We start from the raw sequence: 24786 nt of genomic DNA, 5'->3' as shown, positions 1-24786 counted from the left end.
TCAGGCCACGACTTTACCTAATCCCGCTTACTTATTCGCTAGCCCTGCAATGCAAGGTGAAACAAAAAGCTCGCCTTTATAGGCGCCCTGCACCGTGCGCGTGGCCACGATCAGCCACATCAGCGCCAGGGCCACCACCAGCCCACTGCCCAATACGCTGAAGAACCCCAGGTGCAGCAGGCTTGCAAGCTTGAGCGTGGCCAGCGCGTACACCCCCAGCGGGAAGGTAAAGCCCCACCAGCCGAGGTTGAACGGAATACCGGCGCGCAGGTAACGCAGGGTGATCAACACCGCCAGCAACATCCACCACAAGCCGAACCCCCACAACGTGATGCCCGCCACCAGGCCGAGCCCGTTGGCCATTTCGCCGACACCCGCCAGGCCATTGGCGGCAAAAATCGCGGGCGCATCGCCGCCGAGCAGCAACATGCCCAGGGCACCGGTGCCGATGGGCCCCAGCGCCAGCCAGCTCGAGGCTGCCATGTTGGCGTGGGGCAGTTTGTGCAAAGCCATGCGCAACATCAGGATGGTCAGGATGCTGAAGGCCACTGGCAGGGAGAACGCCCAGAGTACGTAGCTGGTCACCAGCATCACCAGTTGCCCATGGGCATCCGCCAGGTGCGGCGCCAGCAGGCCGCCGCTGGCGGCGGCGACTTCGGCGGCCACCACCGGCAGCAGCCACACCGCGGTCATCTGGTCGATGCTGTGCTCCTGGCGGGTGAACATCATGAACGGAATCAACACGCCGCAGGCCAACGCCATGGCCACGTCCAGCCACCACAGGGCTTCGGCCAGGGGGATCACAGCGTTGCCCCAGCGTGGCAGGCCAAACAGCAGCAAACCATTGAGCAGGGTCGCCAGGCCCATGGGAATGGTGCCGAAAAACATCGAGACCGTGGAGTGCGCGAAAATCCGCCGCGCCTCGTGGAAAAACATCACCCAGCGTGCGGCATACAGCGCGCTGAACAGGATGAACAAGCCGATGGTAGACATCCACAGCCCCTCGGCGACGGCATGCACGCCGGGCAGGGCCACCGGCAGTTGCGCCAGGGCCAGCGCCAGCACGCCGGTGCCCATGGTCGCGGCAAACCAGTTCGGGGTGAACTGACGAATCACTTCCCGTGGGCGGGCCAGGTGACTGAAGGGTTTATAGCTGATGGGGGTCAAGCAGGTCATGATGGCAATCCTCTTCCTCGCATGAGGGTGAGACCATCATAGGAGCGAATCGAATATCTATATAACGGGTAATATCTCTATACATTATCTATTATGCAGATATACAGAGCGCTGCCAGAGCATTCCGGCCAAAGCCCCCAAGGCCAGCAGAATCAGGAGTGCGCCGTACGCATCAGTGGTAGCGATCAAACCAAACTCCCTGCTCAAGTTACCGGCCAGCAGTGCCGGCAAGCAGAACGCCAGGTAACTCAACACGTAGAACGCCGACATCAATCCCGCGCGCTCATGGGGCAATGCCAACCCGACGATACTGCGTACACTGCCCATGAACCCGCCGCCAAAACCCAGGCCGGCCACCACACTGGCGACAAAGAACAACCACAGGCTGGCGCTTTGCACAGCCGTCAGCAACAGTGCCACGCCCGCCGCCAGCAACATCGCAGACAGGCGCATGACCTTATCCGCCGGGTGTTCGCGCAGGCTGTAGATCATCACTGCGCCACTCAAGGTAATCACGGCCACCAGTCCGCCGCCGATCAGGTGCGAAGTCGAACCCGTTGCTGCCCGCACCAGCGACGGCGCCAGGGATGAATAGAACCCACCCAGCGCCCATACCGCCACATTCAACGGCATCGCCAAGCCCAGGGCCCGGCGCGCCTGCTTCGGCACATGCAGGGTCGGCGCCAGGGATTTCAAGGCACCCGGTATGCGACTGACGGTTTCCGACAAGCGCCAGACATACAACGCCTGAAGCACCATCAATCCGAGCAGGGTGAAGTAGATCAACTGGGTCGGCCATGGCGCGTATTCCACCAGCAAACCGCTGCCCAAACCGCCACTGGCCATCCCCAGCATCGGCGCGAGGCTATTGAGCATCGGGCCGCGCAGACGGTCGGTGTCGAGCAGCGTCGCACTCAATACTGCCGTCGCCGTCCCCGTGGCAAAGCCTTGCAGACCCCGCGCGGCAATCAGGCAGGCGGTACTGTCGGCGTTGATAAACAACAGCATCGCCACGATATTCAGGAGCAGCGCGACGAAAATCACCGGCTTGCGCCCGATGTAATCCGACAGCGATCCCACCGTCAGCAGCGCCGCCAGCAGACTCACGGCATACACGCCGAAGATCAGCGTCAGCATCGCTGCGGAGAAATGCAGGTTGTCCTGATACACCTGGTACAACGGCGTCGGCGCGCTGGAGGCGGCGAGAAAGGTCAGTACCGTGATCACCAGAAATGTCAGGCTGGACCGTTGAGACAGGTTGCTGGGCATAGGCACGCTCCGCTAAAGCTAATATTTTGCTTTTGTGGAGTGTGCTACCCGTCGACGCTTAAAGCAAATTCTTTGTGTTAAGGTTTTACCCATGGCGATCAAAGAAGGCCTTCGCCCGGGGGGCCGTAGTGCCCGGGTACAAGAATCCGTGCATTCGGCCGTCCGCGAACTGCTGGAAACCCATGAGCGCGCCAGCGTCACCGTGCCGATGATTGCGACACGCGCGGGCGTCACGCCCTCGACCATCTACCGGCGCTGGGGTGACCTCTCTGCGCTGCTGGCCGACGTGGCCCTGGCGCGCATGCGCCCGGACAGCGAGCCGGCCATTACCGGCAGCCTGCGCGGCGACCTGCAAGCCTGGGCGGAACAATATCTGGATGAAATGAGTTCGGAGCCTGGACGCAACATGATGCGCGACGTGCAATGCAGCGTGACGCCGGGGTATTGCGTGAGCATTCTGAGCGGGCAGTTGCAGGTGATCGTTGATCGTTACCCGGACCAGCCAGCCCCCAGCGTGGATCGTTTGATCAATCTGCTCGCGGCCCCCACGGTGTTTCGTATTCTGTTTTCGACCCAGCCGTTGGCTGTTGAAGAGCTGCATACGCTGATCGACTTCGCGCTGAAAAACTGAAGCCTTATACAAAACCAAATGTGGGAGGGGGCTTGCTCCCGATAGCTTTGGATCAGTCAGTACAAAGGTGGCTGACAGACCGCTATCGGGAGCAAGCCCCCTCCCACATTTTCTTACCGCGTATCGTCAGTGGTTACGTACGCATCCCACGCCCGCTTACCAGCAACCGCGCACAGCCGATATACAAGACGATGGTGGCGACAACCATGAACGTGATCGCCACGCTGATCTTGATATCCGACACGCCCAGGATGCCGTAGCGGAAAGCGTTGACCATGTGCAGCACCGGGTTGGCCAGGGACACGGTCTGCCAGAACGGCGGCAGCAGCGTGATGGAGTAGAACACCCCGCCCAGGTAGGTCAGCGGCGTCAGCACGAACGTCGGAATGATCGAGATATCATCGAAGTTGCGCGCGAACACTGCGTTGATAAACCCCAGCAGCGAGAAAATCGTCGCCGTGAGTACCACGACCAGAATGGTGACCCCCAGGTGATGCACTTGCAGGTGGGTGAAGAACAACGACAGCAGGGTCACGATCACCCCCACCATCAAGCCGCGCAGCACGCCGCCCAAGGTGTAGCCGATCAGGATGGTGTGCGGCGACACCGGTGACACCATCAGCTCTTCGATAGAGCGCTGAAACTTGCTGCCAAAGAAACTCGACACCACGTTGCCGTAGGAGTTGGTGATCACCGACATCATGATCAGGCCCGGCACGATGTACTCCATATAGGTGAAGCCACCCATGTCACCGATCTGCCGGCCGATCAGGTTACCGAAGATCACGAAGTACAGGACCATGGTGATCGCCGGCGGCAGCAAGGTCTGCGGCCAGATCCGGGTAAAGCGCTTCACTTCGCGGTAGACGATGGTCTGCAGCGCGACGAGGTTGGGTTGCAGTTCGGAACTCATACCGCCACCTTCGCCAGATTTTTCTCCACCAGGGACACGAACAACTCCTCAAGGCGATTGGTTTTGTTACGCAGGCTCAACACTTCGATGTTCTGGGCCGCCAGTTGGCTGAACAGCGCCGTGATGCCCATGGCTTTGTCCACTTGCACTTCCAGCGTGTGACTGTCCACCAGGCGGCTCGGGTAGCCCAACAGATTCGGCGGCGCCGACAGGTTGTTTTTCAGGTCGAGCAGGAAAGTTTCCACATGCAACTGGCCCAGCAGATTACGCATGCTGGTGTTCTCGACAATGGTGCCGTGGTCGATGATGCCGATGTTGCGGCACAACTGCTCGGCCTCTTCCAGATAGTGGGTCGTGAGGATGATGGTGATGCCCTTCTCGTTCAGCTCGGTGAGAAAGGTCCACATCGAACGACGCAACTCGATGTCCACGCCAGCGGTGGGCTCGTCGAGGATCAGCAGGCGCGGTTCATGCACCAGTGCGCGGGCAATCATCAGGCGCCGCTTCATGCCGCCGGACAACGAGCGCGAAGGCACATCGCGCTTGTCCCACAGGCCCAGTTGGGTCAGGTACTGCTCGGCGCGTTCCTTGGCGATTTTCGGCGGGATGCCGTAGTAACCGGCCTGGGTCACGACAATGTCGAAGGTCTTTTCGAACTGGTTGAAGTTGAATTCCTGAGGCACCACGCCGATGGAACGCTTGAGCGCCGCCGGGGATTTGTCCAGGTCATGGCCGAAGATATTCACCGTGCCGCTGGTCTTGTTGACCAAGGTGGAGAGGATACCGATGGTGGTGGATTTGCCGGCACCGTTGGGGCCGAGCAAGGCGAAGAAATCACCTTCGGCGACGTCCAGATCGATACCACTCAGGGCCTGGAAACCGTTGCCGTAGGTTTTGGTTAGCTGCCGGATGGACAGAGCGGAACTCATATCGGATTACGCACCAAGGAAAAGAATAGAAACAATAGATGAGGGCACAGCGCAGGTAGTTCAACCTGCGATGTGTTCCAGCATGGTGCGTGCCCGCGCCGTACAAGTACAGTCACCCTTGTTAATAGTGTGTATCAGGTCAACGCGGTCATCACTGCCTTGCGGTAGGCCGGACGTTGCTTCAGGCGCTGGTACCACGCCTCCAGGTTGGGCATTGCCGGGCGTTCGATGGGCATCTCGAACCAGGCATAGATGAAGCAGCCCAAGGGAATATCACCGATGCCGAAGGTTTTGCCGGAAAGGTAAGGTTGCTCGGCAAGAGCCTGGTCGACCGTTTTGAGTGCATCGATGCAGGCTAGGCGCCCGGCATTGATGCTGTCCCAGTTTTGTTTTTCCGGCGGTGTGCGCACGATGCCCCAGAACACGGCCTTGAAGGGATCGGCGAGCGTGGACGTGGTCCAGTCCATCCATTTTTCGGCGCTGGCCCGGATTTGCAGGTCACTTGGGTAAAAGTCCGACGCGTGCTTGGCGCACAAGTAACGCACGATGGTGTTGGATTCCCACAGCACGAAGTCGCCGTCTTCGATCATCGGCACCCGGCCATTGGGGTTCAAGGCTCGGTATTGCGGCGTGTCGACCACACCAAAAGCGCCGCCCGCATCAATCGCCTCATAGTCCAGGCCGAGTTCCTCGGCGCACCAAAGTGCCTTCCTGACGTTTGATGAATTTTTACGACCCCAGATCTTCAGCATGACCGCGCCTTATCGTTGGTGAACATGGCTTGATGAGCATCGCAGCATACGCCGGTTCACACGCGCCTTGAATCACTCTGCCCGTCGCCCGGCAAGCCTGGGTGTTCAAGGTGCAGGGGTTGCAGCGCACCGCCTCATGCACGTCGCCGTCGAGATTGACTGCCTGGTCATATAAATCCGCGCGGGTTCCACGATGTTTCCCGGCGAACTCCACCCCCGCAGGGTGGTCACTATCGATGAAGCGGCTGGGACTCAGGTATCCCCAGTACAACTTGTAACACCCTGATCACCCCGCTTGGCCGGACGCCGTCTAAGCTCCCTGGTGGTTTCGCCCCTGGTTTCACGGAGGATTGAATATGCTGTTGTTGTGGATACTGGTTCTGGTGGTCGGCATTGCCTACCTGGCACACCGCCGCACCGCGCCCCTGCCCGCCCTGGGTGTGGTCGCCGTTTACCTGTTGGCGATGGGCGCCTGGAGCCATGCACCGGGTTGGCTGCTGCTGATTTTCTGGGTGCTGATCGCCATCGTGGCCGTGCCTCTGCTGCTGCCCGACCTGCGCCGCCAATACTTCACCAAGCCGTTGTTCAGCTGGTTCCAGAAAGTCCTGCCGCCGATGTCCGAAACCGAGCGCGATGCCATCGACGCGGGCACCGTGTGGTGGGACGGCGAACTGTTCAGCGGGCGGCCTGACTGGGACAAATTGCTGGCCTACCCCAAGGTGCAATTGACCGAGGAAGAACAGGCCTTCATCGACGGCCCCACCGAAGAACTCTGCGCCATGGTCAGTGATTGGGAAATCGGCCAGGCCATGGACCTGCCCCCCGCTGCCTGGGAGCACATCAAGACCCATGGTTTCTTCGCCCTGATCATCCCCAAGGAATATGGCGGCAAAGGCTTCTCAGCCTATGCCCACTCCCAGGTCGCGATGAAACTGGCCACCCGCAGCGGCGACCTGGCTTCCACCGTCATGGTGCCCAACTCCCTGGGCCCTGCCGAATTGCTGTTGCACTACGGCACCGACGAGCAACGCAACCACTACCTGCCGCGCCTGGCGCGTGGCGACGATATTCCGTGTTTCGCCCTGACCGGCCCGCTGGCCGGCTCCGATGCCGGCGCCATGCCCGACACCGGCGTCATCTGCAAAGGCGAGTGGGAAGGCAAGGAAACCCTCGGCCTGCGCCTGAACTGGGAAAAGCGCTACATCACCCTCGGCCCGGTCGCGACCTTGCTCGGCCTGGCGTTCAAGGCCCATGACCCGGACCATCTGCTGGGCGAGGAAGAAGACCTGGGCATCAGCCTCGCGCTGATTCCTACCGACACCCCCGGCGTCGAAATCGGCCGCCGTCACCTGCCCTTAGGCGCCGCGTTCATGAATGGCCCCAACTCGGGCAAGGACGTCTTCATTCCGCTCGAATTCCTCATCGGCGGCCAGGAGATGCTCGGCAAGGGCTGGATGATGCTGATGAACTGCCTGTCCGTGGGCCGTTCGATTTCCCTTCCAGCAGTAGGCACCGGCGCCGCCAAGTTCACCAGCCTGGTGACCGGCCAATACGCGCAAGTGCGTGAACAGTTCAACGTGCCGCTGTCGGCCTTCGAAGGTATCCAGGAAGCCCTGGCGCGCATCGGCGGCAACGCTTGGCTGATGGACAGCGCCCGCATGCTCACCGCCAATGCCGTGGACATGGGCGAGAAGCCCTCGGTCCTGTCGGCGATCCTCAAGTACCACCTCACCGAACGCGGCCGCGAATGCATCAGCCACGCCATGGACGTTCATGGCGGCAAGGGCATCATCATGGGCCCGAACAACTACCTGGGCCGTAGCTGGCAAGGGGCGCCGATCTTCATCACCGTGGAAGGCGCGAATATCCTTTCGCGTAACCTGATGATCTTCGGCCAGGGGGCGATTCGCTGCCATCCGTTCGTGCTCAAGGAAATGGCCCTGGCCGGTCGTGAAGACCATGACCAGGCATTGAAGGAGTTCGATGGGCTGTTGATGCAACACATCGGATTCGCCGTGAGCAATGCCGCCAGTACCTTGGTGCTGAACCTGGGCATCGGCCACTTCGAAAAAGCCCCGGGCAACCGTTTGAGCCAGGGTTATTTCCGCGCACTCAACCGTCAGGCCGCGGCGTTTGCCCTGCTTGCAGACCTGAGCATGATGCTGTTGGGCGGCGAATTGAAACGCCGTGAACGGTTGTCGGCGCGCCTGGGCGATGTGCTGAGTCACATGTACCTGGCGTCAGCGGCGCTCAAGCGTTACCACGACCTGGACTCGCCGGATCACCTGGAACCGCTGTTCGCTTGGGCCATGGAAGAAAGCCTTGGCCAGTCCGAGCGCGCACTGGATGAATTGCTGAGCAACTTCCCGAATAAATTCCTCGGCTGCCTGCTGCGGGTGATCGTGTTCCCGTTCGGGCGTCGGCATACCGGGCCGTCCGATGCCCTGGATGCCGAGGTTGCAGCCGTGATCGGCCGTGCCAAGGGCGACCCGACTCTGGAAGAGTTGCTGGCTGGCTGCTATCGCCCACAATCGGCGCATGACCCGGTGGGCGCACTGCAACATGCCTATGACCTGCTCGGTGCCAGCCATCCGCTGCAGAAAAAACTGCACGCCGCGCTCAAGAGCGGGCAAGTCAAACCGACTGCCGGCGAGCATGCCATCGACGCCGCGCTGCACGCTGGCGTGCTGCAACCCGCCGAAGCGCAAACCCTGCGTGACGCCGAAGCGGCTCGCCGCAAGGTGATCGACGTGGATGATTTCAGCAAGGAAGAGCTGCTGCAGGCTGAGGGTAAAGTCCGCTGATACCAGCGGTCATATAAAAACGGGCGTGAGAGGCCTATACTCTCGCGCCCGTTTTTGCTTTAGAGGACTTATCTCGTGTCCAACGTCGTTGCCGATCATCTCGTCTTGCTCGACCACCTGCGTAGCATCCTGGTTGCCGTCGGCGAAGCCGAACAGGTACCCGAGGAAAGCCATTTGTTGTTTCTGGAACGTTTCGACGAACTGCGCGCCCTGCTGCCGATCGATCCGATCGAAAGCCAGTACCTTGGCCAGGACATGATGAGCCAGGTCATCCTGCGCTATCCGCAAATCGCGCACCTGGTACCGCGCGACCTGCTGTGGTTCTTTGGCGGCGATTGCCTGCACTTCATGCCCGACGAAGAACTGGACCTGTACCAGGCCCTGGAAGAGCGTCGCCATGAAGCCGAGCTGAACGACGAACCGTTCGACTGGAATCAGGAAAAGCAGCTGCTGGCCATGCCGGACGACCAGAGCAAGCACTGACTTGCAGAACACCCAATCCAAATGTGGGAGGGGCGGTGCGACGATTCGACTTGCCCCCGATAGCAGTGTGTCAGTCAGCTTACCTGTCACTGATCCGCCGCCATCGGGGCATAGGTATCTACACAACTGTGTAGCAGCAGCCTACGCTAACCACGATGCGAAGCGAGCCGCTCTTGATCTTAGGCGCCCCGTTAAACCACGCTGGCCGGAATTCGACAGTGATTTGGGGGGTAAACCGGCAGGGATGCCGGTTTAGCCGCCCCGCGCCATGGATGGCGCGTGGCGGCGGCCCCCCAAATCACTGTCGGATTACGGGCACACCGAGCCTGGGCGAGGTGCCGAGTGGTGGGGCAAGAGCGTTTTGCTTACTTTTGCGCTTTTCAAAAGTGAGCCGCCGTTGAACTGCCCCCCAAAAGTTGGACGGGAGACGCTATTGATTTAGTGCCTGGGTCCGAAACTGTACCGGACTCAAGCCATTCAGTCTGAGGCTTATGCGGTCTTGGTTGTAGTAGGCGATGTAATCCTCTATGCCTGATGCCAGCTGCTCCACACTCTCAAATGATTCCAGATAGAAAAACTCGCTCTTGAGCGTGCCGAAAAAGCTTTCCATGGCGGCATTGTCCAAGCAATTACCCTTGCGAGACATGCTCTGCTCGATGCCCTTTTCGGCCAGCATGTGTCGGTAGGTAGGCTGTCTGTACTGCCAACCCTGGTCAGAGTGCAGTATTGGTTTTTCATCTCGACTCAGTCGCCCGAAGGCTTTTTCCAGCATCATCGAAACCATACTGAATTCGGGACGTCGGTTGATCTGGTAAGCCAGGATCTCGCCGTTGTACAAATCCATGAGAGGCGAGAGAAACAGCTTTTGCCCGTTCACCTTGAACTCCGTCACGTCGGTTGTCCATTTCTGGTTAGGGGCTTCTGCCTTGAATTCTCGCTTTAGCAGATCGGGCGCAACAAGCCCTTCAGCACCTCGGTAAGAACGATATTTCTTCACTTTGACCAGCGACTTGAGGCCCATCATCTGCATCAGCCGGTGCACCTTCTTGTGATTGATCAACTCACCACTGTTTCCAAGGGTCACGGTAATGCGGCGGTAGCCGTAACGCCCCTTATGCCCGTGATAGACGCTGCGGATGCGATCTTTAAGGTCGGCATGCTTGTCGGTTAGCAGTGTTTTGCTTTGGTAATAGAAGGTGCTGCGTGCAAGTCCCGCAGCACGTAGCAACAGAGCAAGTGGATGCTCATGCCTCAATCCTTGGACGACCTGCGTTTTTTTAGCTGCGCAGTACGGGGATCCGCTTGGATTAAGGCATCGAGCTTTTTTAGATAGGCATTCTCCGCGCGCAGATAGGCCAGTTCTGCGAGCATTTGTTTAGGGGTCAGTTCTGCGTCCGCAGGAAGAGCAGGACTTGCTTTGGGTTGCCTGGAAGGTTTGCGGGGCATGCTGGGCTCTTTAAGACGATGCGGTTGTAGTGCTCTTACACCGCCTTCATCGTACAGCTTTCGCCACTGCCTGATACTACTTGGACCACGGATATCAAACCGTATACAGGCCTGTTGGTCCGACAGTCCGTCTTGTTCGATGCACTGCAAAACCTTCAATTTAAACTGGGCATCGTAATGGCTGTATTTGGCAATCAAGCCAGAGGCGCCGTGCTTTTCAAAACCCTTGACCCAGCGCCGCAGCAGCGATGGACTCAAGCCATGCTTGAGGGCCACCTCATGAACGCTACTGGCAGACAGGCACTCTTCAATCAGTGATTGCTTGAGTGCTAGGTTGTATTTCGTCATGGAACACCCTCCCGTGGGGTCAGATGTCCAACATTCGGGGGGCAGTTCACGTAAGGGCGGAACCCATAGCAGCCGTTACCGCAGCAACGGATATGTACTCGCTCTGATCCAGCATCCTGGTCGGCTGCCAGGCCGCCATCGGGGGCAAGCCCCCTCCCACATTTGGAGCGCGGGGCGGCAGTTAGAGAGGCTTCGGCTGCTGAGCCGTCACAGGTTTAGGGCCGCACGAAAGTTGTGTAGATACCTATGGCCATCGGGGGCAAGCCCCTCCCACATTTTTAACGGCGGCGCAGTGTCGGCTCCTTCGCCATGCACTCCACCAGATAATCAATAAACACCCGCAACTTCGGCGGCAAGTATCGCGTCGGTGAGTGCAGCAACCACGCTTCCCCATGATACGACGCAATAAAATCCCACCCCGGCAATACCTGCACCAACTGCCCCGCCTCCAAGGCGTGTCGCGCCGTGAAATACGGCAAGCTGCCAATCCCCACATGCTGCAACACCGCATCCAGCCGCACGCCCGTGTGGTTCGCCGCATATCGCCCGCGTACACCGACCGTCACCGCCTTGCCGGCCTGGCGGAACTTCCAGCGTGAGTCCCCTGGGGTTTCACCCAGGTAGATGCAGCTGTGCTCCAGCAGATCATGGGGGTGACTCGGCGTGCCATGCTCGGCCAGGTACTGCGGCGTTGCACACAGCAAATGTTCAATCGGCAATAGCTGCCGCCCGATCAGACCGGGTGGAGGGCTGTCGGTGATGCGGATGCTCAGGTCGACATTGTCGTCGATCAAATCCACATGCCGATCCTCAAGGATCAGTTGCACATCCACCTTGGGATAGCGCCGCAGAAATTCCGGCATATGCGGATGCACCACAAACCGCCCCACCGCCTTGGGCACGCTGACTCGCACCAGGCCTTCGGCTTCATGGGTAAATTGCCCGCTGATTTCCATCACCGAGCGCGCCGCGTTGACCATCTCCTGGCACCGCTTGAACACCTCTTCGCCGCCCTCACTAAGGCGCAGCTTGCGCGTGGTGCGCTGCAACAACCGGGTTGCCAAGGCCTGTTCCAGGCGCGAAATGCTGCGGCTCACCGCCGAAGGTGAAACGCTCAGCTGCCGCGCCGCCTCGGAGAAGCTGCCGGTTTCCACCACTTTGACGAAAATCGCCATTTCACCCAGCAGCGGCAAAGGAAGATTCATGCTCATGACGCACAGGTCCATTGATATTTGCATGGATTATCACCTATCAGCGCAGTATTTATACTGCCCGCAGAACCTGAATGCGGATGTAGACGACCATGACCCAGCGCCTGTTTTTCACCCACGATCACCTGACTGCCGAACTGGAAGTGCTCAGTTGTACCCCGCACGCTGAGCAATTCGCCGTTGTTGTGCAGTCGACGATTTTCCATCCCCAGGGCGGCGGCCAGCCATTCGACACCGGGTGGCTCGGCGACAGCCAGGTGCTGCGCGTCATGCAGGAAGCCGAGCATGTGGTGCACTACGTCAATCAAGCTGTGGAACCCGGCCCGATCACTGCCCGGGTCGATGCACAACGCCGCGCGCTGCACAGCCGCCTTCACTCAGCGGGGCATTTGATTGGCAATGCCGGCGAACGCCTGGGCTGGATGCCGATCAAGGCTCACCATTGGCCGGGGGAAAGCAAGATCACCTTTATCCGTGGCGAAACCGCACAAGCCATGGACGCCGAGGCGCTCCAACAGCAAGTCAATCAGTGGATCGCCGCTGACTACTCACGGCAGATGTGGCTGGATGAAGGCACACGCGAAGTCGGCTTCGGCGAACTGCCGGCTTACGCCTGTGGCGGCACCCATGTGCAGGCTCTGGGGGAAGTGGGCCAAGTGACGATCCTGACCCTGTCGGAGAAAAAAGGCGCGTTGTCGGTGCGCTACGAAATCAACTGACACTCAAAAATGTGGGAGGGGGCTTGCCCCCGATGGCGGTGTATCAGTGACAGACAAGCTGACAGACACACTGCTATCGGGGGCAAGCCCCCTCCCACATTTAAACTGTGCACTACAAAGACATCCGGCTACACAGCAATTGCCCCCGCCCTGCCCGGCTCCACCACGAACGACTGTAACGCCGACACCGTGGCCGCCGGGTCGCGTGGGTCGCTGATCACGCGAAAATGCGTGAGCATCTGCTGGGCGTCCACTTCCACCGACACATACCCCCGCTGGCGACTATCAAAAAACTTCACATGGGGGTTGAGCGGCAGGATCTTCATGAAGGCCTCATAAGGCGGGCCATCGGAAGTCACCGAAGAGCCGACGAACTCGGTCGCCACAATCGCTGAGTCGGGATCATTGGCATCCGCGTGCAGGTCCGTAGCCCAGAACGAGTGAATATCCCCGCCCCAGAACACCGGGTTATGCACGCGATTTCGCTGGATAGAGGCCAGCATTACACTGACCGAGGCCAAACAAGGATTCATCCCCTATGCACGGGTGATCCATAGCAAGACCATGGAGATCGACGGGCAGGTAGCGTGGGTGGGTACCAGCAACTGGTTGGGCGGCTACCTGGATAATTCGCGCAATCTGGAAGTAGTGATGCGCAGTGAAGCGATGGCCAAGCGCGTAGGGCAATTGCATGAGCAATTGTGGGACAGCCCCTACGCTAGAGCCTTGAACGTGACGGATGAGTACCCCGCGCCTCATCCTGGCCAGCATTGACCTGGGGCATCTGGGTAATGGTAGTGTGTAGAAATGTTTCTGCCTTATCGGTCAGAAACACCCCTACTCACTCCCTGCAAAGGAATGCCTCTAACCATGCACTTTCCACTGAAAAAGCTCGCGGCCGCCACCCTGTTCGCCGCCAGCCTTGCAGCCGTCACCCCAGCTGCGCTTGCCAACATCACGCCTGAACAGAACACCGCAATTCTGAAGAGTTTCAGCGACACATCGGTCAGCGATTTTCGCAGTTTCCTCGGTACCCTGGCTAAAGGCGACCCGGGCAAAACCGGTGACATCGCCCCGGCCATCAGCGCCTTTCTCGATAACAAAACCCTGAGTGCCGACCAGCAGAACGAGATCAACCGCCTGCTGGGCATTTACACCCGCGTGAAGTACGGCAAAGCCGCGCTCGAGACCCTGCGCGAGCTGGTGGAAATCCCGACGTTCAACGTCGACGGGTTACCGCAGTATAAAAACCCGGAATTTCTCAAGATCGCTGACAAAATCCAGGCCCTGGCCAAGTCTTTCAACCTGAACTTCCGTAACGTCGATAACCGCGTGTATGAAATTTCCCTGGAAGGCAGCAGTAAAGAAGTGGTCGGCGTGCATGCCCACGCCGATGTGGTACCGGTGACACCGGAAAATTGGGTGCTGCAGGATGGCACCAAGCTCGATCCGTTCAAGGTCACGCTGATCGGCGACCGCATGTATGGCCGTGGCACCGAGGACGACAAGAACGCGATTGTCGTGGCGATGTACGCCATGAAAGTGATCAAGGAAGAAAAGCTGCCGCTGGCGCGCACGTTCAAGCTGCTGGTGGACACCACTGAAGAAACCTCCGGTGACGCCATTCCTTACTACTTTGAACGCAACCCCGTGCCGCAATACAACCTGGCGTTGGATGGCGGTTACCCGGTGGTGATTGCCGAGAAAGGCTCGGGCACCGTCATGGCCACCTTCCCGGTGCGCAAGGGTGAAGGCACCGGCGCGCAGATCATCGCAATGACCGGCGGCAAGGCCACCAACCAGATTCCATCGGTATCGGTCGCCACGCTGCTCAGCGATAACCCTGCTGAATTGGCGGCCAGCCTGCAGCAGGCCGGGGATGACTATGCCAAGCGCAATGGCGGCAATTTCCAGGTGGCCGCCAAGGTCGACGGCAAGAACGTCAAACTCACCGTCACCGGCGTGTCGGCCCACTCTTCCGAGCCCGAATCCGGGGTCAACCCGGTGGCACGTATGCTGGAGTTGATCCACAGCGTCGATGGCAAGATTGCCCTCCAGCACAACCACATCACCGATGCTGCGAAGTATGCAGCGGACAACTGGGGCCTGGATTACCTGGGCGGCAAATTGGGCGTGGGCTTTGCCGATGACTTCATGGGGCCGCTGACCACCTCGCCGACCTTTGTCGGCCTGGATGACAAAGCCTTCAAGCTGGCGGTGAACCTGCGCGCGCCGAAGGGTAAAACCCCGGAGGCACTCAAGGCACAGCTCGAGCAGAAACTGAACGCCTGGAACGCACACGCCAAGGTCAACGTGAACTTCACCTATTCGCTGGATAAACCGATGTACCGCAACCCCGAGGGCGAATGGGTAAAAGCGTTGCTGGCGGTGGCCACTGAAAACCCGGGCATGCAGCACAAGTTCGGCACATCCGCTGGCGCCACCTCCGTGCACGACCTGCCCAATGGCGTGCAATTCGGTCTGGCCCGCCCGGAAGAGAAATACACCGGGCACACCGACGGTGAGTTCAAGACCGTCGAGCAGTTCCTGCTGGACCTGCAGATCGTTACGGAAATGATGGGGCGTGTCGGCCAGTTGCCTAAGCTGTGAATATCCAATGTGGGAAGGGTTTGCCCCTTCCCACATTGGGCTCTGCTTCGTCCTGCAGATGGGTTTTTCAGGCCTGTAACATCAGCATATCCTCAAAGAACCCACCGACCGGCTCAGTGGGATGGCACAGCTGGATCTCCAGCACCCAAGCCATCTCACTCGGTGCGATTTCCAGGTCGGCCAGTTGCTTGCTTTCGAACAACGCATGGGGAAAATCCGCAAGGCGATGCCCCGCCAGGTTCCGCGCCAGCCTCCAGCCTTTGGCCACGGCGCACTGTTCGGCGAAGTCATAGAGTTCGCGCCCGGTCAGGCCGCGCAACCACGCTTGGCGGGTTTCATCGAACACTTCATGCAGCGCGGTGGTACAGGCCAGGTACAGCGGCGAGTCACCGAATACAAAGGTGTCGCCATAATCACCTTCGTAGCCGTCCCACACCGGGCCAAGGTCGACCACGGCGATATCCGTGGCGCGCAGCCTGCGCTGACGATCGATGCCTTCGCGAGGTGGCCGCACCGTGTCGGCGCCAAAACGGATGTAGGTGGGATGCCAGGTGTGCGACGCGCCCATGGCCTGCAATTGTGCGGCGGCCATCTCAAGGGCTTCGCCGGTGGTCATGCCGACCCTCAATTGGCTGACGATGGCCGCGAGGGCGCGTATGGATTTGTCTCGCGCCGCCAGCATGCCATCCAGGGAATAACGCGGGCCGACTTTCTCCCAGACCGGGTCGAACGATGGGGAAACCGTTACAGCATTCGCGCGACCGCTGGCGACAAAGGCCTCCGCGACAAACCGATGGCTCGGCAACCCCGCCGCAAGGCACTGGGTCCGTACCTGGCTGAGCATAGCGCCGTTCCCGCACGCATAGACCTGAGCCGTTTCCCAGTGATGCCCATGGCTTAACGCAACCTCCTGCACTCTGCCCTCGGATGAGCGCACGGCATGCCAGCGAAAACGTGGATGATCGAGCGTCGATTGGTCCAGGAAGGCGCTGTCATAAAAGTCCGTGGACTGCGCGCCGCCCCAATACAACGTCACCTCGATATCCTGTTTGAGCGCGCTCAACAAGATCGGCTTGATACCCGCATAACCGGTGCCCGTGGCGAACAGGACGACGGCGGTGGCGGTATCGTCCTGCCAGGTACAGGCGCCAAACGGTCCTTCCAGTTGCAAGCGCTCACCCACCGCCAGGCGACCCAGCATACCGTCGGAAAAGTACCCGGCGCTGACCCGACGGATCTGGAAGACCAGACGCCCATCGTCCTCTGCAGGCAGGTTGGCAATCGAGAAACAGCGCGTGTCACCGTCCGCCAGGCGGAACTTGAGGTATTGGCCAGCCCGCGCCACCAACGGTGTATCCGGCTTGAGGACCAGTTCGATGACATCGGGTCCGAGTGCGCGCTTGTCGAGTACCTGAGCATCAATGACCAACGCGGGGGTATCCAGGGACCAGCCAGGAATTTCCAGGCGCATGTCGGAGCACGCATGGCTCTGGCACAACAGCATTTCATTGGCGGCCAGTGGGTAACACGGCGCCGGCGCATCCGGTGCCAGGCGCTTGGCCCGATACTCGCCTTCAGCGACCGTTACCTTGCATGAGCCGCATGCACCACGGCGGCAGGAGAACGGCACCGACAGGCCGCTGGCGAGCATGGCGTCAAGCAACAGCTCGTCGCCGGCTTCAAAGGTTTTCCCAGAAGGGGACAGTTCGATGACATGGCGCATGTGCTCAGGACCTCAGAATGTGAAGCTGCATTGTTGCGCTAGACTGGGCCCATAAGAACCTCCAGTTTTGGATACTTCAGATGGTCCAGATGCGTAAATGGCGCCCTTTACTCAAGCTCGATGAGAACGCATCACAAGCGTCCTATCGCAAGATTGCCGAGGGCCTGGTGACCGCGATTCTTGAAGGGCGCCTGCCGCCCGGCACCTTGCTGCCAGGTACGCGGGAAATGGCGCAATTGCTCGACGTTAACCGCAAGACGGTCATCCTGGCCTATGAAGAAGCCGCGACCAAAGGCTGGCTCATCAGCGAGCCGCGTCGCGGCACGTTCGTCAATGCCCAGGTGAAGCCCAAGCAACTGCCTGGTAGCGCGCCGCAGACCTTTGCACCGCCCCTGCTGGCGCAGCCGGTGGTGCCGTATTTTGCCCATAACGCTCAAGTCACCGCGCTGCGCCATCGGCATGACGCGCTGTTTTTCGACAATGGCACCAGCGACCACCGCCTGCTGCCCCAGGCCGTGCTGCATCGCTACTACCGCAACGCCCTGCGCAACAGCTTTGCCTCCAACACCGTACGCTACGGCAGCGAAGGCACCGGCCATCACCTGCGCTGTGCCCTCGCCGAGATGCTGCGCGGCGAGCGCGGGCTGGCCGTCAACGCCGACAATATCTGCCTGACCCAGGGCACGCAGATGTCGCTGTACCTGAGCGCCAGCCTGCTGCTCACACCGGGGGACGTGGTACTGGTGGAGCGTCTGAGTTACCCGCCGGCGTGGGAAATTTTCCGGCAGTTGGGCGCGCAACTGGTCACGGTGGACGTGGACGACGAGGGTTGTCGCACGGACCAGATCGACCGTCTATGCCAGCAGCACAAAGTGCGCATGATCTATGTCACGCCGCATCACCAGTTCCCGACCACCGTCAGCCTGCACGCCGCGCGCCGACAACAATTGTTGACGCTCGCAGCGCTGCACGACTTCTGCATTATCGAAGAAGATTACGACCACGAATTCCACTTTAACGGGCGCCCTTACCTGCCGCTTGCCAGTGACCGTTCTCAGCGCCATGTGATCTATATCGGTTCGTTGTCCAAGGCGCTGGGCTCGACGTTTCGATGCAGCTATGTGGTGGCCCCCAACCACGTGATAGAGGCCCTGCACCGCAACGCGGCGCTGATGTTGGGAGATGCCGACGCCGTCGCCCAGAAGATGCTGGCCGACCTGATCAATGACGGTGAATTGAAGAAGAATCTGCGCCGCGTGTCGAAAGAATATCGAGTGCGTCGAGAGACGTTGCAGACCTGTCTGCATGAGTCGCTGGGCGCTCGTATCCAGGTGCGCGAGCCGGAAGGCGGCCTGGCACTGTGGGTGCGTTTCGAGGATGAACTAGACGTAGATCGAATGGTAAACACTGCCTTGGACCACGGACTGGTGGTGCGCAGCGGTCGGCAGTTCTCGCCGCTGGGCCAGCCGGAAAATGCGTTGCGGTTGGGTTTTGCGTCGCTCAATCAGGAGGAAATCCGTCAAGCCACCTTGCGCTTGGCCCAAGCGGCCAACAGCCTTCAGCGCCAATGACTTCAGAGGTGGGCGCTGTTTTTCGCAGACAAAAAAAAGCCACTCGTTTGAGTGGCTTTTTCTTTGAATTGGAGCGGGAAACGAGACTCGAACTCGCGACCCCGACCTTGGCAAGGTCGTGCTCTACCAACTGAGCTATTCCCGCAAATGGCGTCCCCTAGGGGACTCGAACCCCTGTTACCGCCGTGAAAGGGCGGTGTCCTAGGCCACTAGACGAAGGGGACACGCTACTGAAACACATGGTGTGTATTTCAGTGCCCAGAGGCCTCGTCCGAAGACGTGGTCCTGGTTTCACTCAATGCCGCCCGAGAGCCACACTGCTTGTAAATTGGAGCGGGAAACGAGACTCGAACTCGCGACCCCGACCTTGGCAAGGTCGTGCTCTACCAACTGAGCTATTCCCGCATATGGCGTCCCCTAGGGGACTCGAACCCCTGTTACCGCCGTGAAAGGGCGGTGTCCTAGGCCACTAGACGAAGGGGACACACGTACAACATTCACTCCCTACCGCGTTTCGCTGTGTGCTTTACGCTGTAAGTGGCGCGCATTCTATGGATGGATTGAAAGGTCGTCAACCCCCAAGGATAAATTTATTTAAATCAATGACTTCGCCCCGTTGAGCGGCCTGCGCGGGCATTCTGCTGCGCCCAAGCCCTGGCGCCTATATTCTGACGCGCCACAAGGCGCTATAGTTGCCACAGGCAAATGATGGCAATGTGCATCCACGCAGGATCACTTTACCTATATAGAAGAAACTACCTGGGCAACTGGTCGAACAGTCCTATCCGCCGGTTAGCGCAGTCACTACACTCCACAGCAAACCCTATAAAGAGGTCACACCGGTGACACCACTCATGATCACCCTGCTGGTAGTAGCCGGGATCGTAATACTGATCGCCATTGGCTACATGAACCATGTGGTGGAAAACAATAAGCTGGAAAAGAAGCGTACCGAGATCGAGCTCAATGATCGGCTGCGTCGCTGTGGTGAAATCACCGAGACCTTTCCCGGCCAGTTGATGACGCCGGCGCTCAAGCTGTTGCTGACCCGCCTGGAACTCAACGTCAACCAACGCCTGCTGAACCTCAACAAGTCCAGCGCCGCGCTCAAGGCGCGGATCGCCGAGCTGAATGCAATGATCGCCCAGGGCGAATCGATTCCAGTGGCCAACCCACCCGCGCCGATCCAGACCGAAGCCAAGGCCAAGGATGTGCGCTTCCTGCTCGAAGCACTGCATGGTCAGGTCACCCGGGCAGCCCAGGACGGCTTTCTGCCGACCAACGAGGCCAAGCACTGGATCAAGGAAATCCGCCATATCCTGGTGCTGCTGCACATCGAGTTCTTCAACAACCTGGGCCAGCATGCCCTGCAGCAAGGTCAGCCGGGCCAGGCGCGCCTGGCGTTCGAGCGTGGCGTACAGTACCTGCGCAAACAACCGGAGCCCGTGCTGTACAGCGCACAGCTGCAATTGCTGGAATCACAGTTGGCCCGCGCCAACTCCACGGTGTTGACCAACAGCGCGCCGGCTGAAGACGAAGTCAACGAACTGACCGAAGGCCTGAAGGTCGTCGACGCCGATGCCGAGTGGAAAAAGAAAGCCATTTACGATTGAGTGCCGCTGGCCCCGTCATGGGCCGGCCTTCCGAGTGCAGGGGCGAGCTTGCTCGCTCCTGCCTGCGCCGCACATGACGGTGCCATCAGTTTGCATCTATCCCCCCGCCCCCGACTAGCGTAAAAAAGTGCCCCTCACTCCGTGAAGTTAGAGGCCTGCTATGCCTGTCGCCGTGATTGATGGACAACCGCTGCACTATATCGACCAGGGCACCGGCCCGGTCGTCTTGTTGGGTTCGAGCTACCTGTGGGACCGCGACATGTGGGCACCGCAGATCGAAGCGCTGTCGCAGCAATACCGTGTGATCGTCCCTGAACTGTGGGGCCATGGCGAGTCGGGCACGCTGCCTGCGCAAACCCTGTCCCTTGATGACCTGGCACGTCACAACCTGGCTTTGCTCGACCAACTGGACATCTCACAGGTCAACCTGGTGGGCCTGTCGGTCGGCGGCATGTGGGGCGCCCGCCTCGCCTTGCTGGCACCGGAACGCATCAACAGCCTGGTGCTGATGGACACCTACCTGGGCGCCGAGCCGGACGCCACGCGCCAGTATTACTTCTCGCTGTTCAAGATGATCGAAGACGCCGGCGCTATCCCGCCGCCGCTGTTGGATGTGATCGCGCCGATTTTTTTCAGGCCGGAAATCGACCGCGAATCAGCGCTGTATCAGGGTTTTCGTCAGTCGCTGCAGGATTTCCCCCGGGAACGCCTGCTGGACAGCGTAGTGCCCCTGGGCCGCTTGATTTTCAGCCGCGCAGACATTCTCGATCAGCTTCCTCGCCTGGATTGCGACACCACCCTGGTGATGTGCGGCGAGCAGGACAAGCCGCGGCCACCTGCAGAATCCCAGGAAATGGCCGAGCTGATCGGCTGTACCCTGACGTTGATTCCCGACGCCGGGCATATCTCCAGCCGGGAGAATCCGGACTTCGTCAATGAGGCGCTGCTGACGTTCCTCGCCAACAACGCCTGATCGCCTTCCCCTCTGATCGCGGCGCCCCGGCCGCGATCAGAGGCGAAAGTGCCCCACCATGCCCTTGAGTTCCGCGCCCAGCTGCGCCAGCTGGATGCTCGAGGCGGCATTGCCTTGCATGCTCAACGCCGACTGATCGGCACTTGCCCGGATGCTGGTGACACTGCGGTTGATCTCTTCGGCCACCGAGCTTTGCTCTTCAGCCGCTGCGGCAATCTGCTGGTTCATCTGCTGGATCAATGACACCGCCGCTGCAATGCTGCCCAGGGCGCTCTCGGTTTCCAACGCATCGCTGACCGCCAGCTTCACCAGTTCACCGCTTTGTTGAATCTGCTGCACCGACGACTGCGCCGCGCTGCGCAAGGTGCTGACCAGGCGTTCGATTTCTTCGGTCGATTGCTGGGTGCGCTTGGCCAGCGCCCGCACCTCATCGGCGACCACCGCAAAGCCGCGCCCTTGCTCCCCTGCGCGGGCCGCTTCGATCGCGGCGTTCAGGGCGAGCAAGTTGGTTTGCTCGGCGACGCTCTTGATCACGCCCAGGACCGTGCCGATGTTCTGGATCTCCGCGCTGAGGCTTTCGATACTGGCGCTGGCACTGTTGCTGGACGTGGCCAGCAATTCGATGCGCTGCAAGCTCTGACGCACCACTCGTTGGCCGCTGTCGACCTTGTCATCCGCCGTCTGTGCGGCTTGCGCGGCCTCTTCGGCGTTGCGCGCCACGTCGTGCACCGTGGCGGTCATCTGGTTCATCGCCGTGGCTACCTGTTCGGTTTCTTCCTTCTGGCTGCTGACTTCGACGTTGGTCTGCTCGGTAACGCTGGACAACGTCTGCGCCGAGCTGGCCAGTTGCTCGATACCGGCCTGCAACCCGCTGACCATATGGCTCAGGCCGTTGCCCATCTGCTGCATCGCCTGCATCAGTTGGCCGATTTCGTCGCGGCGGCTGACCTCCATGCGCCCACTCAGGTCACCAGAGGCAATCTGCTGTGCCACTGCGATCACACTGCGCAGCGGCGCCACGATCAAGCGGGTAATCACCCAGGCCGCGATCAGCCCCACCAGCAGCGCCAGGGCGGATGAACCGATGATCAGCAGCGTGCTTTTGCCCAGTTGCGCCTGCATCGACTGGTCTTCGGCGTCATAGGCCAGGTTGACTCGGCTGACCACCTGATCGGCGCGATCATGCAGTTGTTTGTAAACCAGTTTTTCCTGGGCCAACAGCCCGGTGTACTCGCCGAGCTTTTCGCTGAATGCGGCGATATGCCCGGACACTTCATTGAGCACAGTCTGGTAGCCGGGGTCCTTGACCGAGGTTTTCAGTTGTTCGGCCTGAGCCAGCGCCTGGTCGGCCTGTTCGATCTTGCCCTGCTCGGCCTCCTCCGCATCGGTCTTGCGGCTCTGATCCAGGCGTAGCCGCGCTTCGTTCATCGCCTGCAGCATCAACCGCGACACCTGGCTCACCTGCCCTGCCTGCTCGATAAACTCGGCACCCGCCTTGCCCTGGCTTTCCTTCAGGCCATAGGCGCCATCGTCCGCCAGGCCGGCCTGCAACACATCGAGGTTATTGGCCACGCTGGACACCGACCAACTGGCCATTTCCAGGGCCAGGTCCTTGGCCTGGGTCAGTTCGACGAACTCGTCGAACGCCTTGCGGTAGGCCGCCAGGGCTTGCTCGACATCGGCCATGACCGGCGCGTTGGCAGCGGACTGGGCCTTGAGACTGGCCGCCAGCGCGGCCAGCGCGTCGACACTTTCATGCAGGGCGTCAACAGCCTTGGGGTCGGCGTGCAAGGCGTAATCCTGTTCGATCAGGCGCACCTTCTGCAGTCCACTGTTGAGCGAAGACATGTGCTTGAGGCCTTCGAAGCGCTGGCCAACGGTTTGCAGCGACCATACGCCAATGGCCGCAATCACTGCCGTCAGCAGCAGCACCAGGGTAAAACCCAAGCCCAGTTTTTTCGCCATACCGAGGTTGGCGAAACGTCGTTGCGCGCCCGAAATCATTGCACTTGAGTCCTCTTGCAATGGCAGATGCCATAAACCCGCTTACCAGCAGCGAGAGTCGCAATCACGGGGCACTGAACACAAGTCGTGGGCTCCACAATAATGGCAAAAAGCTACACACCCGTCGTTTTCAGAATGGTCGAGGTCGATCTGGCGGGACCCAGGGCACGAAACAGCGCCAGTGCTCGCGGATCAGCTGCGTAGGCCACGTTGATGCGCAGCCACTCGCAGCACTCACCCGCCGGGTTGAACAGCATTCCCGGCGCCAGCAGCACACCGAGCTTGCGGGCACACGCCTGCACGCGCGAAGGGTTTTGCGCACCAGGCCGCGCCCACAGGAACATGCCGCCGGCGGGTACTGCAAACACTTGCCATTCTTCATCCTCCAGCACCTGCAAGGTGGCGGCCATTTGTGTATTCAGGCGCTTGCGCAGGCGCTGCACCCACTTGCGGTAGGCGCCGTTGACCAGCAAAGTGGCCACTATCGCTTCGGCAAAGCGTGAGGTGCCGATGCCCGTCAGGGTCTTGAGTTGCGCCAGTTGTGCGATGATCGCCGCACTGGCGCTCAGGTAGCCCACGCGCAAGGCGCTGCTCAGCGTCTTGGAAAAACTGGAGACGTAGATGACACGGTCATCATGGGGCAACGCCGACAACCGCGTGCAACTGGCATGCTGCAGATCGCCGTAGACGTCTTCCTCGATGATCAGAAAATCCCGACTGCGTGCCAGCGCCAGCAAACGCTCGGCTACCGCGCGGCACAGGCTGGTGCCGGTAGGGTTGTGATAGAGGCTGTTGATAAACAGGCATTTGGGCCGATGGCATTGCAGGTGCGCCTCCAGCACCTCGATATCCGGGCCGCTGCGCGTGCGGGGCACTTCCAGCAACGTTACCCCGTGAAACGCCAGTTGCCGGTAGAGGTTGCCATACCCGGGGGTCTCGACCACCACCGTATCGCCGGCCCTGAGCAGCGTGCGGATGAGCAGGTCCAGGGCATGGCTGGCGCCATGGGTGGTGAGAATGCAGTCGAGACTGCTGGGCACGTGAATCTGGGTCAGGCGCTTGAGCAATTGTTCACGCAGGGCCGGCAAGCCCAGAGGCGTGCTGTAGTTGAACAGGCCTGCGGTGTCGGTGCGGCTGACTTCGCGGATCGCGTAGCTGATGTCATCGCTCTCGCGCCAGGCGTCCGGCAGCCAGCCACAGCTGAGCTTGAGCTCGCCTAAAGGGCTGTCGGTAAACCTGCCCCAGCCCTGTTCGGCGCCTTCGTACCACTGGTTCTCCTGAATGCTCGCGGGCTGCGCCACGACGAACCCCGAGCCTTTTTTCGAGGCCAGCATGCCTTGGGCCTCCATCCGTTCGAATGCCTCGATCACGCTGGACTGGCTGAGCAGGTTGTCGAGGGCCAATTGCCGCACAGACGGTAAGCGTGTGCCGGGGCTCACCCCATGCTTGCGAATCCATCCCGCGACTGCGCTGATGATTTGCTGCACCACCGGTACCGGGGCTTGTCGATCAATCCCTAAATCCATGAGCCACTCACTTCAACTGTATGTTATTCAACCCAAACAGTTAAGCACAGAAGCCCAATAAAACCCGTTCTCAGATTTTATTAAA

Annotated in this window: 18 protein-coding genes, 4 tRNA genes and 4 pseudogenes; 9 read left to right on the top strand and 17 right to left on the bottom strand. The window is 60.1% G+C overall.

The window, feature by feature from the left end:
• Positions 1 to 27 precede the first annotated feature (27 nt).
• Both C4J89_RS09000 and C4J89_RS08995 read right to left on the bottom strand, forming a co-directional pair.
• A complete protein-coding gene (locus C4J89_RS09000; protein WP_124414273.1) occupies positions 28 to 1176 on the bottom strand; it encodes a TDT family transporter in 1149 nt (382 codons plus the stop codon).
• An 84-nt stretch (positions 1177 to 1260) separates the two neighbouring features.
• The gene (locus C4J89_RS08995) at positions 1261 to 2445 is read right to left on the bottom strand and encodes an MFS transporter (RefSeq protein WP_124414272.1); all 1185 of its coding nucleotides are present in this window, start codon (positions 2443 to 2445) and stop codon (positions 1261 to 1263) included.
• Positions 2446 to 2536: 91 nt separating this feature from the next.
• Between C4J89_RS08995 and C4J89_RS08990 the strand changes: the two genes are divergently transcribed.
• Positions 2537 to 3076: a TetR/AcrR family transcriptional regulator gene (locus C4J89_RS08990; protein ID WP_124362022.1), complete on the top strand. Its 540-nt coding sequence runs from the start codon at positions 2537 to 2539 to the stop codon at positions 3074 to 3076.
• 133 nt (positions 3077 to 3209) lie between these two features.
• On the opposite strand, the gene C4J89_RS08985 is transcribed toward C4J89_RS08990, so the two are convergent.
• The 4 genes and pseudogenes from C4J89_RS08985 to C4J89_RS27130 all read right to left on the bottom strand — a co-directional run.
• Positions 3210 to 3989: an ABC transporter permease gene (locus C4J89_RS08985; RefSeq protein ID WP_124370200.1), complete on the bottom strand. Its 780-nt coding sequence runs from the start codon at positions 3987 to 3989 to the stop codon at positions 3210 to 3212.
• Positions 3986 to 4918: an ABC transporter ATP-binding protein gene (locus tag C4J89_RS08980; protein WP_124362020.1), complete on the bottom strand. Its 933-nt coding sequence runs from the start codon at positions 4916 to 4918 to the stop codon at positions 3986 to 3988. The genes C4J89_RS08985 and C4J89_RS08980 overlap by 4 nt, the downstream gene beginning before the upstream one ends.
• A 134-nt stretch (positions 4919 to 5052) precedes the next feature.
• Positions 5053 to 5670, bottom strand: coding sequence for a glutathione S-transferase family protein (locus C4J89_RS08975; RefSeq protein ID WP_124414271.1), 618 nt, complete (start codon positions 5668 to 5670; stop codon positions 5053 to 5055).
• A 103-nt stretch (positions 5671 to 5773) separates the two neighbouring features.
• A pseudogene (locus C4J89_RS27130) lies at positions 5774 to 5941 on the bottom strand (cysteine protease); the annotation flags it as partial.
• 85 nt (positions 5942 to 6026) lie between these two features.
• On the opposite strand from C4J89_RS27130, the gene C4J89_RS08965 reads away from it, so the two are divergent.
• A complete protein-coding gene (locus C4J89_RS08965) occupies positions 6027 to 8474 on the top strand; it encodes an acyl-CoA dehydrogenase (protein WP_124414270.1) in 2448 nt (815 codons plus the stop codon).
• 75 nt (positions 8475 to 8549) lie between these two features.
• Complete coding sequence (locus tag C4J89_RS08960; RefSeq protein WP_124362017.1) at positions 8550 to 8957, top strand: PA2817 family protein; 408 nt, start codon at positions 8550 to 8552, stop codon at positions 8955 to 8957.
• A gap of 430 nt (positions 8958 to 9387) precedes the next feature.
• On the opposite strand, the gene C4J89_RS08955 is transcribed toward C4J89_RS08960, so the two are convergent.
• Together C4J89_RS08955 and C4J89_RS08950 are read right to left on the bottom strand one after the other, a co-directional pair.
• Positions 9388 to 10751, bottom strand: a protein-coding gene (locus C4J89_RS08955; protein WP_124414103.1) for an IS3 family transposase whose coding sequence is annotated in 2 segments (ribosomal slippage) — positions 9388 to 10286 and positions 10286 to 10751 — 1365 coding nt in all. Because the reading frame shifts where the segments join, the coding sequence is not laid out codon by codon here.
• A gap of 278 nt (positions 10752 to 11029) precedes the next feature.
• Positions 11030 to 11962 (bottom strand): LysR family transcriptional regulator, encoded by a 933-nt coding sequence (locus tag C4J89_RS08950; protein ID WP_124365122.1) that lies wholly within the window; start codon positions 11960 to 11962, stop codon positions 11030 to 11032.
• Positions 11963 to 12054: 92 nt separating this feature from the next.
• Here C4J89_RS08950 and C4J89_RS08945 point away from each other — a divergent pair, with 92 nt between their 5' ends.
• Positions 12055 to 12681, top strand: coding sequence for an alanyl-tRNA editing protein (locus tag C4J89_RS08945; RefSeq protein ID WP_124414269.1), 627 nt, complete (start codon positions 12055 to 12057; stop codon positions 12679 to 12681).
• A gap of 128 nt (positions 12682 to 12809) precedes the next feature.
• On the opposite strand, the pseudogene C4J89_RS08940 reads toward C4J89_RS08945, so the two are convergent.
• Positions 12810 to 13193, bottom strand: a pseudogene (locus C4J89_RS08940) (alkaline phosphatase D family protein); the annotation flags it as partial.
• Here C4J89_RS08940 and C4J89_RS08935 point away from each other — a divergent pair.
• Both C4J89_RS08935 and C4J89_RS08930 read left to right on the top strand, forming a co-directional pair.
• A pseudogene (locus tag C4J89_RS08935) lies at positions 13183 to 13455 on the top strand (phospholipase D-like domain-containing protein); the annotation flags it as partial. The pseudogenes C4J89_RS08940 and C4J89_RS08935 sit on opposite strands and share 11 nt — an antisense overlap.
• A 96-nt stretch (positions 13456 to 13551) precedes the next feature.
• Positions 13552 to 15291, top strand: a complete 1740-nt coding sequence (locus C4J89_RS08930) for a dipeptidase (RefSeq protein ID WP_124414268.1) — start codon at positions 13552 to 13554, stop codon at positions 15289 to 15291.
• 67 nt (positions 15292 to 15358) lie between these two features.
• Here the strand turns inward: C4J89_RS08930 and C4J89_RS08925 are convergent, their stop codons facing one another.
• Complete coding sequence (locus C4J89_RS08925; RefSeq protein WP_124414267.1) at positions 15359 to 17014, bottom strand: M24 family metallopeptidase; 1656 nt, start codon at positions 17012 to 17014, stop codon at positions 15359 to 15361.
• 80 nt (positions 17015 to 17094) lie between these two features.
• Here C4J89_RS08925 and C4J89_RS08920 point away from each other — a divergent pair, with 80 nt between their 5' ends.
• Entirely contained in the window at positions 17095 to 18585 is a 1491-nt protein-coding gene (locus C4J89_RS08920) for a PLP-dependent aminotransferase family protein (RefSeq protein WP_124414266.1), read from the top strand.
• Positions 18586 to 18654: 69 nt separating this feature from the next.
• On the opposite strand, the gene C4J89_RS08915 is transcribed toward C4J89_RS08920, so the two are convergent.
• From C4J89_RS08915 to C4J89_RS08900, 4 genes are all read right to left on the bottom strand, one after another.
• A tRNA-Gly gene (locus C4J89_RS08915) sits at positions 18655 to 18730 on the bottom strand.
• A gap of 3 nt (positions 18731 to 18733) precedes the next feature.
• Positions 18734 to 18809, bottom strand: a tRNA-Glu gene (locus C4J89_RS08910).
• A 105-nt stretch (positions 18810 to 18914) separates the two neighbouring features.
• A tRNA-Gly gene (locus C4J89_RS08905) sits at positions 18915 to 18990 on the bottom strand.
• 3 nt (positions 18991 to 18993) lie between these two features.
• Positions 18994 to 19069, bottom strand: a tRNA-Glu gene (locus C4J89_RS08900).
• 370 nt (positions 19070 to 19439) lie between these two features.
• On the opposite strand from C4J89_RS08900, the gene C4J89_RS08895 reads away from it, so the two are divergent.
• Positions 19440 to 20198, top strand: a complete 759-nt coding sequence (locus C4J89_RS08895) for a hypothetical protein (protein WP_124362012.1) — start codon at positions 19440 to 19442, stop codon at positions 20196 to 20198.
• Between the two features lie 160 nt (positions 20199 to 20358).
• Positions 20359 to 21171, top strand: a complete 813-nt coding sequence (locus C4J89_RS08890) for an alpha/beta fold hydrolase (protein ID WP_124414265.1) — start codon at positions 20359 to 20361, stop codon at positions 21169 to 21171.
• Positions 21172 to 21207: 36 nt separating this feature from the next.
• Here the strand turns inward: C4J89_RS08890 and C4J89_RS27390 are convergent, their stop codons facing one another.
• The 3 genes and pseudogenes from C4J89_RS27390 to C4J89_RS08880 all read right to left on the bottom strand — a co-directional run bounded on the left by C4J89_RS27390 (position 21208) and on the right by C4J89_RS08880 (position 24701).
• On the bottom strand, positions 21208 to 21912 hold the full coding sequence (locus C4J89_RS27390) for a methyl-accepting chemotaxis protein (protein WP_372238981.1): 705 nt from the start codon (positions 21910 to 21912) through the stop codon (positions 21208 to 21210).
• Between the two features lie 204 nt (positions 21913 to 22116).
• Positions 22117 to 22293: pseudogene (locus C4J89_RS27385) on the bottom strand (HAMP domain-containing protein); the annotation flags it as partial.
• A 995-nt stretch (positions 22294 to 23288) separates the two neighbouring features.
• Positions 23289 to 24701, bottom strand: coding sequence for a PLP-dependent aminotransferase family protein (locus tag C4J89_RS08880; RefSeq protein WP_124414263.1), 1413 nt, complete (start codon positions 24699 to 24701; stop codon positions 23289 to 23291).
• Between the last annotated feature and the right edge of the window lie 85 nt (positions 24702 to 24786).

It is taken from the genome of Pseudomonas sp. R4-35-07, assembly GCF_003852235.1.
Taxonomy (GTDB): Bacteria; Pseudomonadota; Gammaproteobacteria; order Pseudomonadales; family Pseudomonadaceae; genus Aquipseudomonas.
The sequence above is the reverse complement of the archived record's forward strand: the minus strand, read 5'-3'. Positions and strand labels throughout refer to the sequence as shown.

Bases quoted from the DNA above. Each gene is read 5' to 3' on its own strand.
- C4J89_RS08980 (WP_124362020.1), bottom strand. From the start codon at position 4,918: ATGAGTTCCGCTCTGTCCATCCGGCAGCTAACCAAAACCTACGGCAAC.
- C4J89_RS08950 (WP_124365122.1), bottom strand. From the start codon at position 11,962: ATGAGCATGAATCTTCCTTTGCCGCTGCTGGGTGAAATGGCGATTTTC.
- C4J89_RS08890 (WP_124414265.1), top strand. From the start codon at position 20,359: ATGCCTGTCGCCGTGATTGATGGACAACCGCTGCACTATATCGACCAG.
- C4J89_RS08880 (WP_124414263.1), bottom strand. From the start codon at position 24,701: ATGGATTTAGGGATTGATCGACAAGCCCCGGTACCGGTGGTGCAGCAA.
- C4J89_RS08990 (WP_124362022.1), top strand. From the start codon at position 2,537: ATGGCGATCAAAGAAGGCCTTCGCCCGGGGGGCCGTAGTGCCCGGGTA.
- C4J89_RS08925 (WP_124414267.1), bottom strand. From the start codon at position 17,014: ATGCGCCATGTCATCGAACTGTCCCCTTCTGGGAAAACCTTTGAAGCC.
- C4J89_RS08965 (WP_124414270.1), top strand. From the start codon at position 6,027: ATGCTGTTGTTGTGGATACTGGTTCTGGTGGTCGGCATTGCCTACCTG.
- C4J89_RS08895 (WP_124362012.1), top strand. From the start codon at position 19,440: ATGATCACCCTGCTGGTAGTAGCCGGGATCGTAATACTGATCGCCATT.
- C4J89_RS08930 (WP_124414268.1), top strand. From the start codon at position 13,552: ATGCACTTTCCACTGAAAAAGCTCGCGGCCGCCACCCTGTTCGCCGCC.
- C4J89_RS08985 (WP_124370200.1), bottom strand. From the start codon at position 3,989: ATGAGTTCCGAACTGCAACCCAACCTCGTCGCGCTGCAGACCATCGTC.
- C4J89_RS09000 (WP_124414273.1), bottom strand. From the start codon at position 1,176: ATGACCTGCTTGACCCCCATCAGCTATAAACCCTTCAGTCACCTGGCC.
- C4J89_RS08920 (WP_124414266.1), top strand. From the start codon at position 17,095: ATGGTCCAGATGCGTAAATGGCGCCCTTTACTCAAGCTCGATGAGAAC.
- C4J89_RS08975 (WP_124414271.1), bottom strand. From the start codon at position 5,670: ATGCTGAAGATCTGGGGTCGTAAAAATTCATCAAACGTCAGGAAGGCA.
- C4J89_RS27390 (WP_372238981.1), bottom strand. From the start codon at position 21,912: ATGACCGCCACGGTGCACGACGTGGCGCGCAACGCCGAAGAGGCCGCG.
- C4J89_RS08995 (WP_124414272.1), bottom strand. From the start codon at position 2,445: ATGCCCAGCAACCTGTCTCAACGGTCCAGCCTGACATTTCTGGTGATC.
- C4J89_RS08945 (WP_124414269.1), top strand. From the start codon at position 12,055: ATGACCCAGCGCCTGTTTTTCACCCACGATCACCTGACTGCCGAACTG.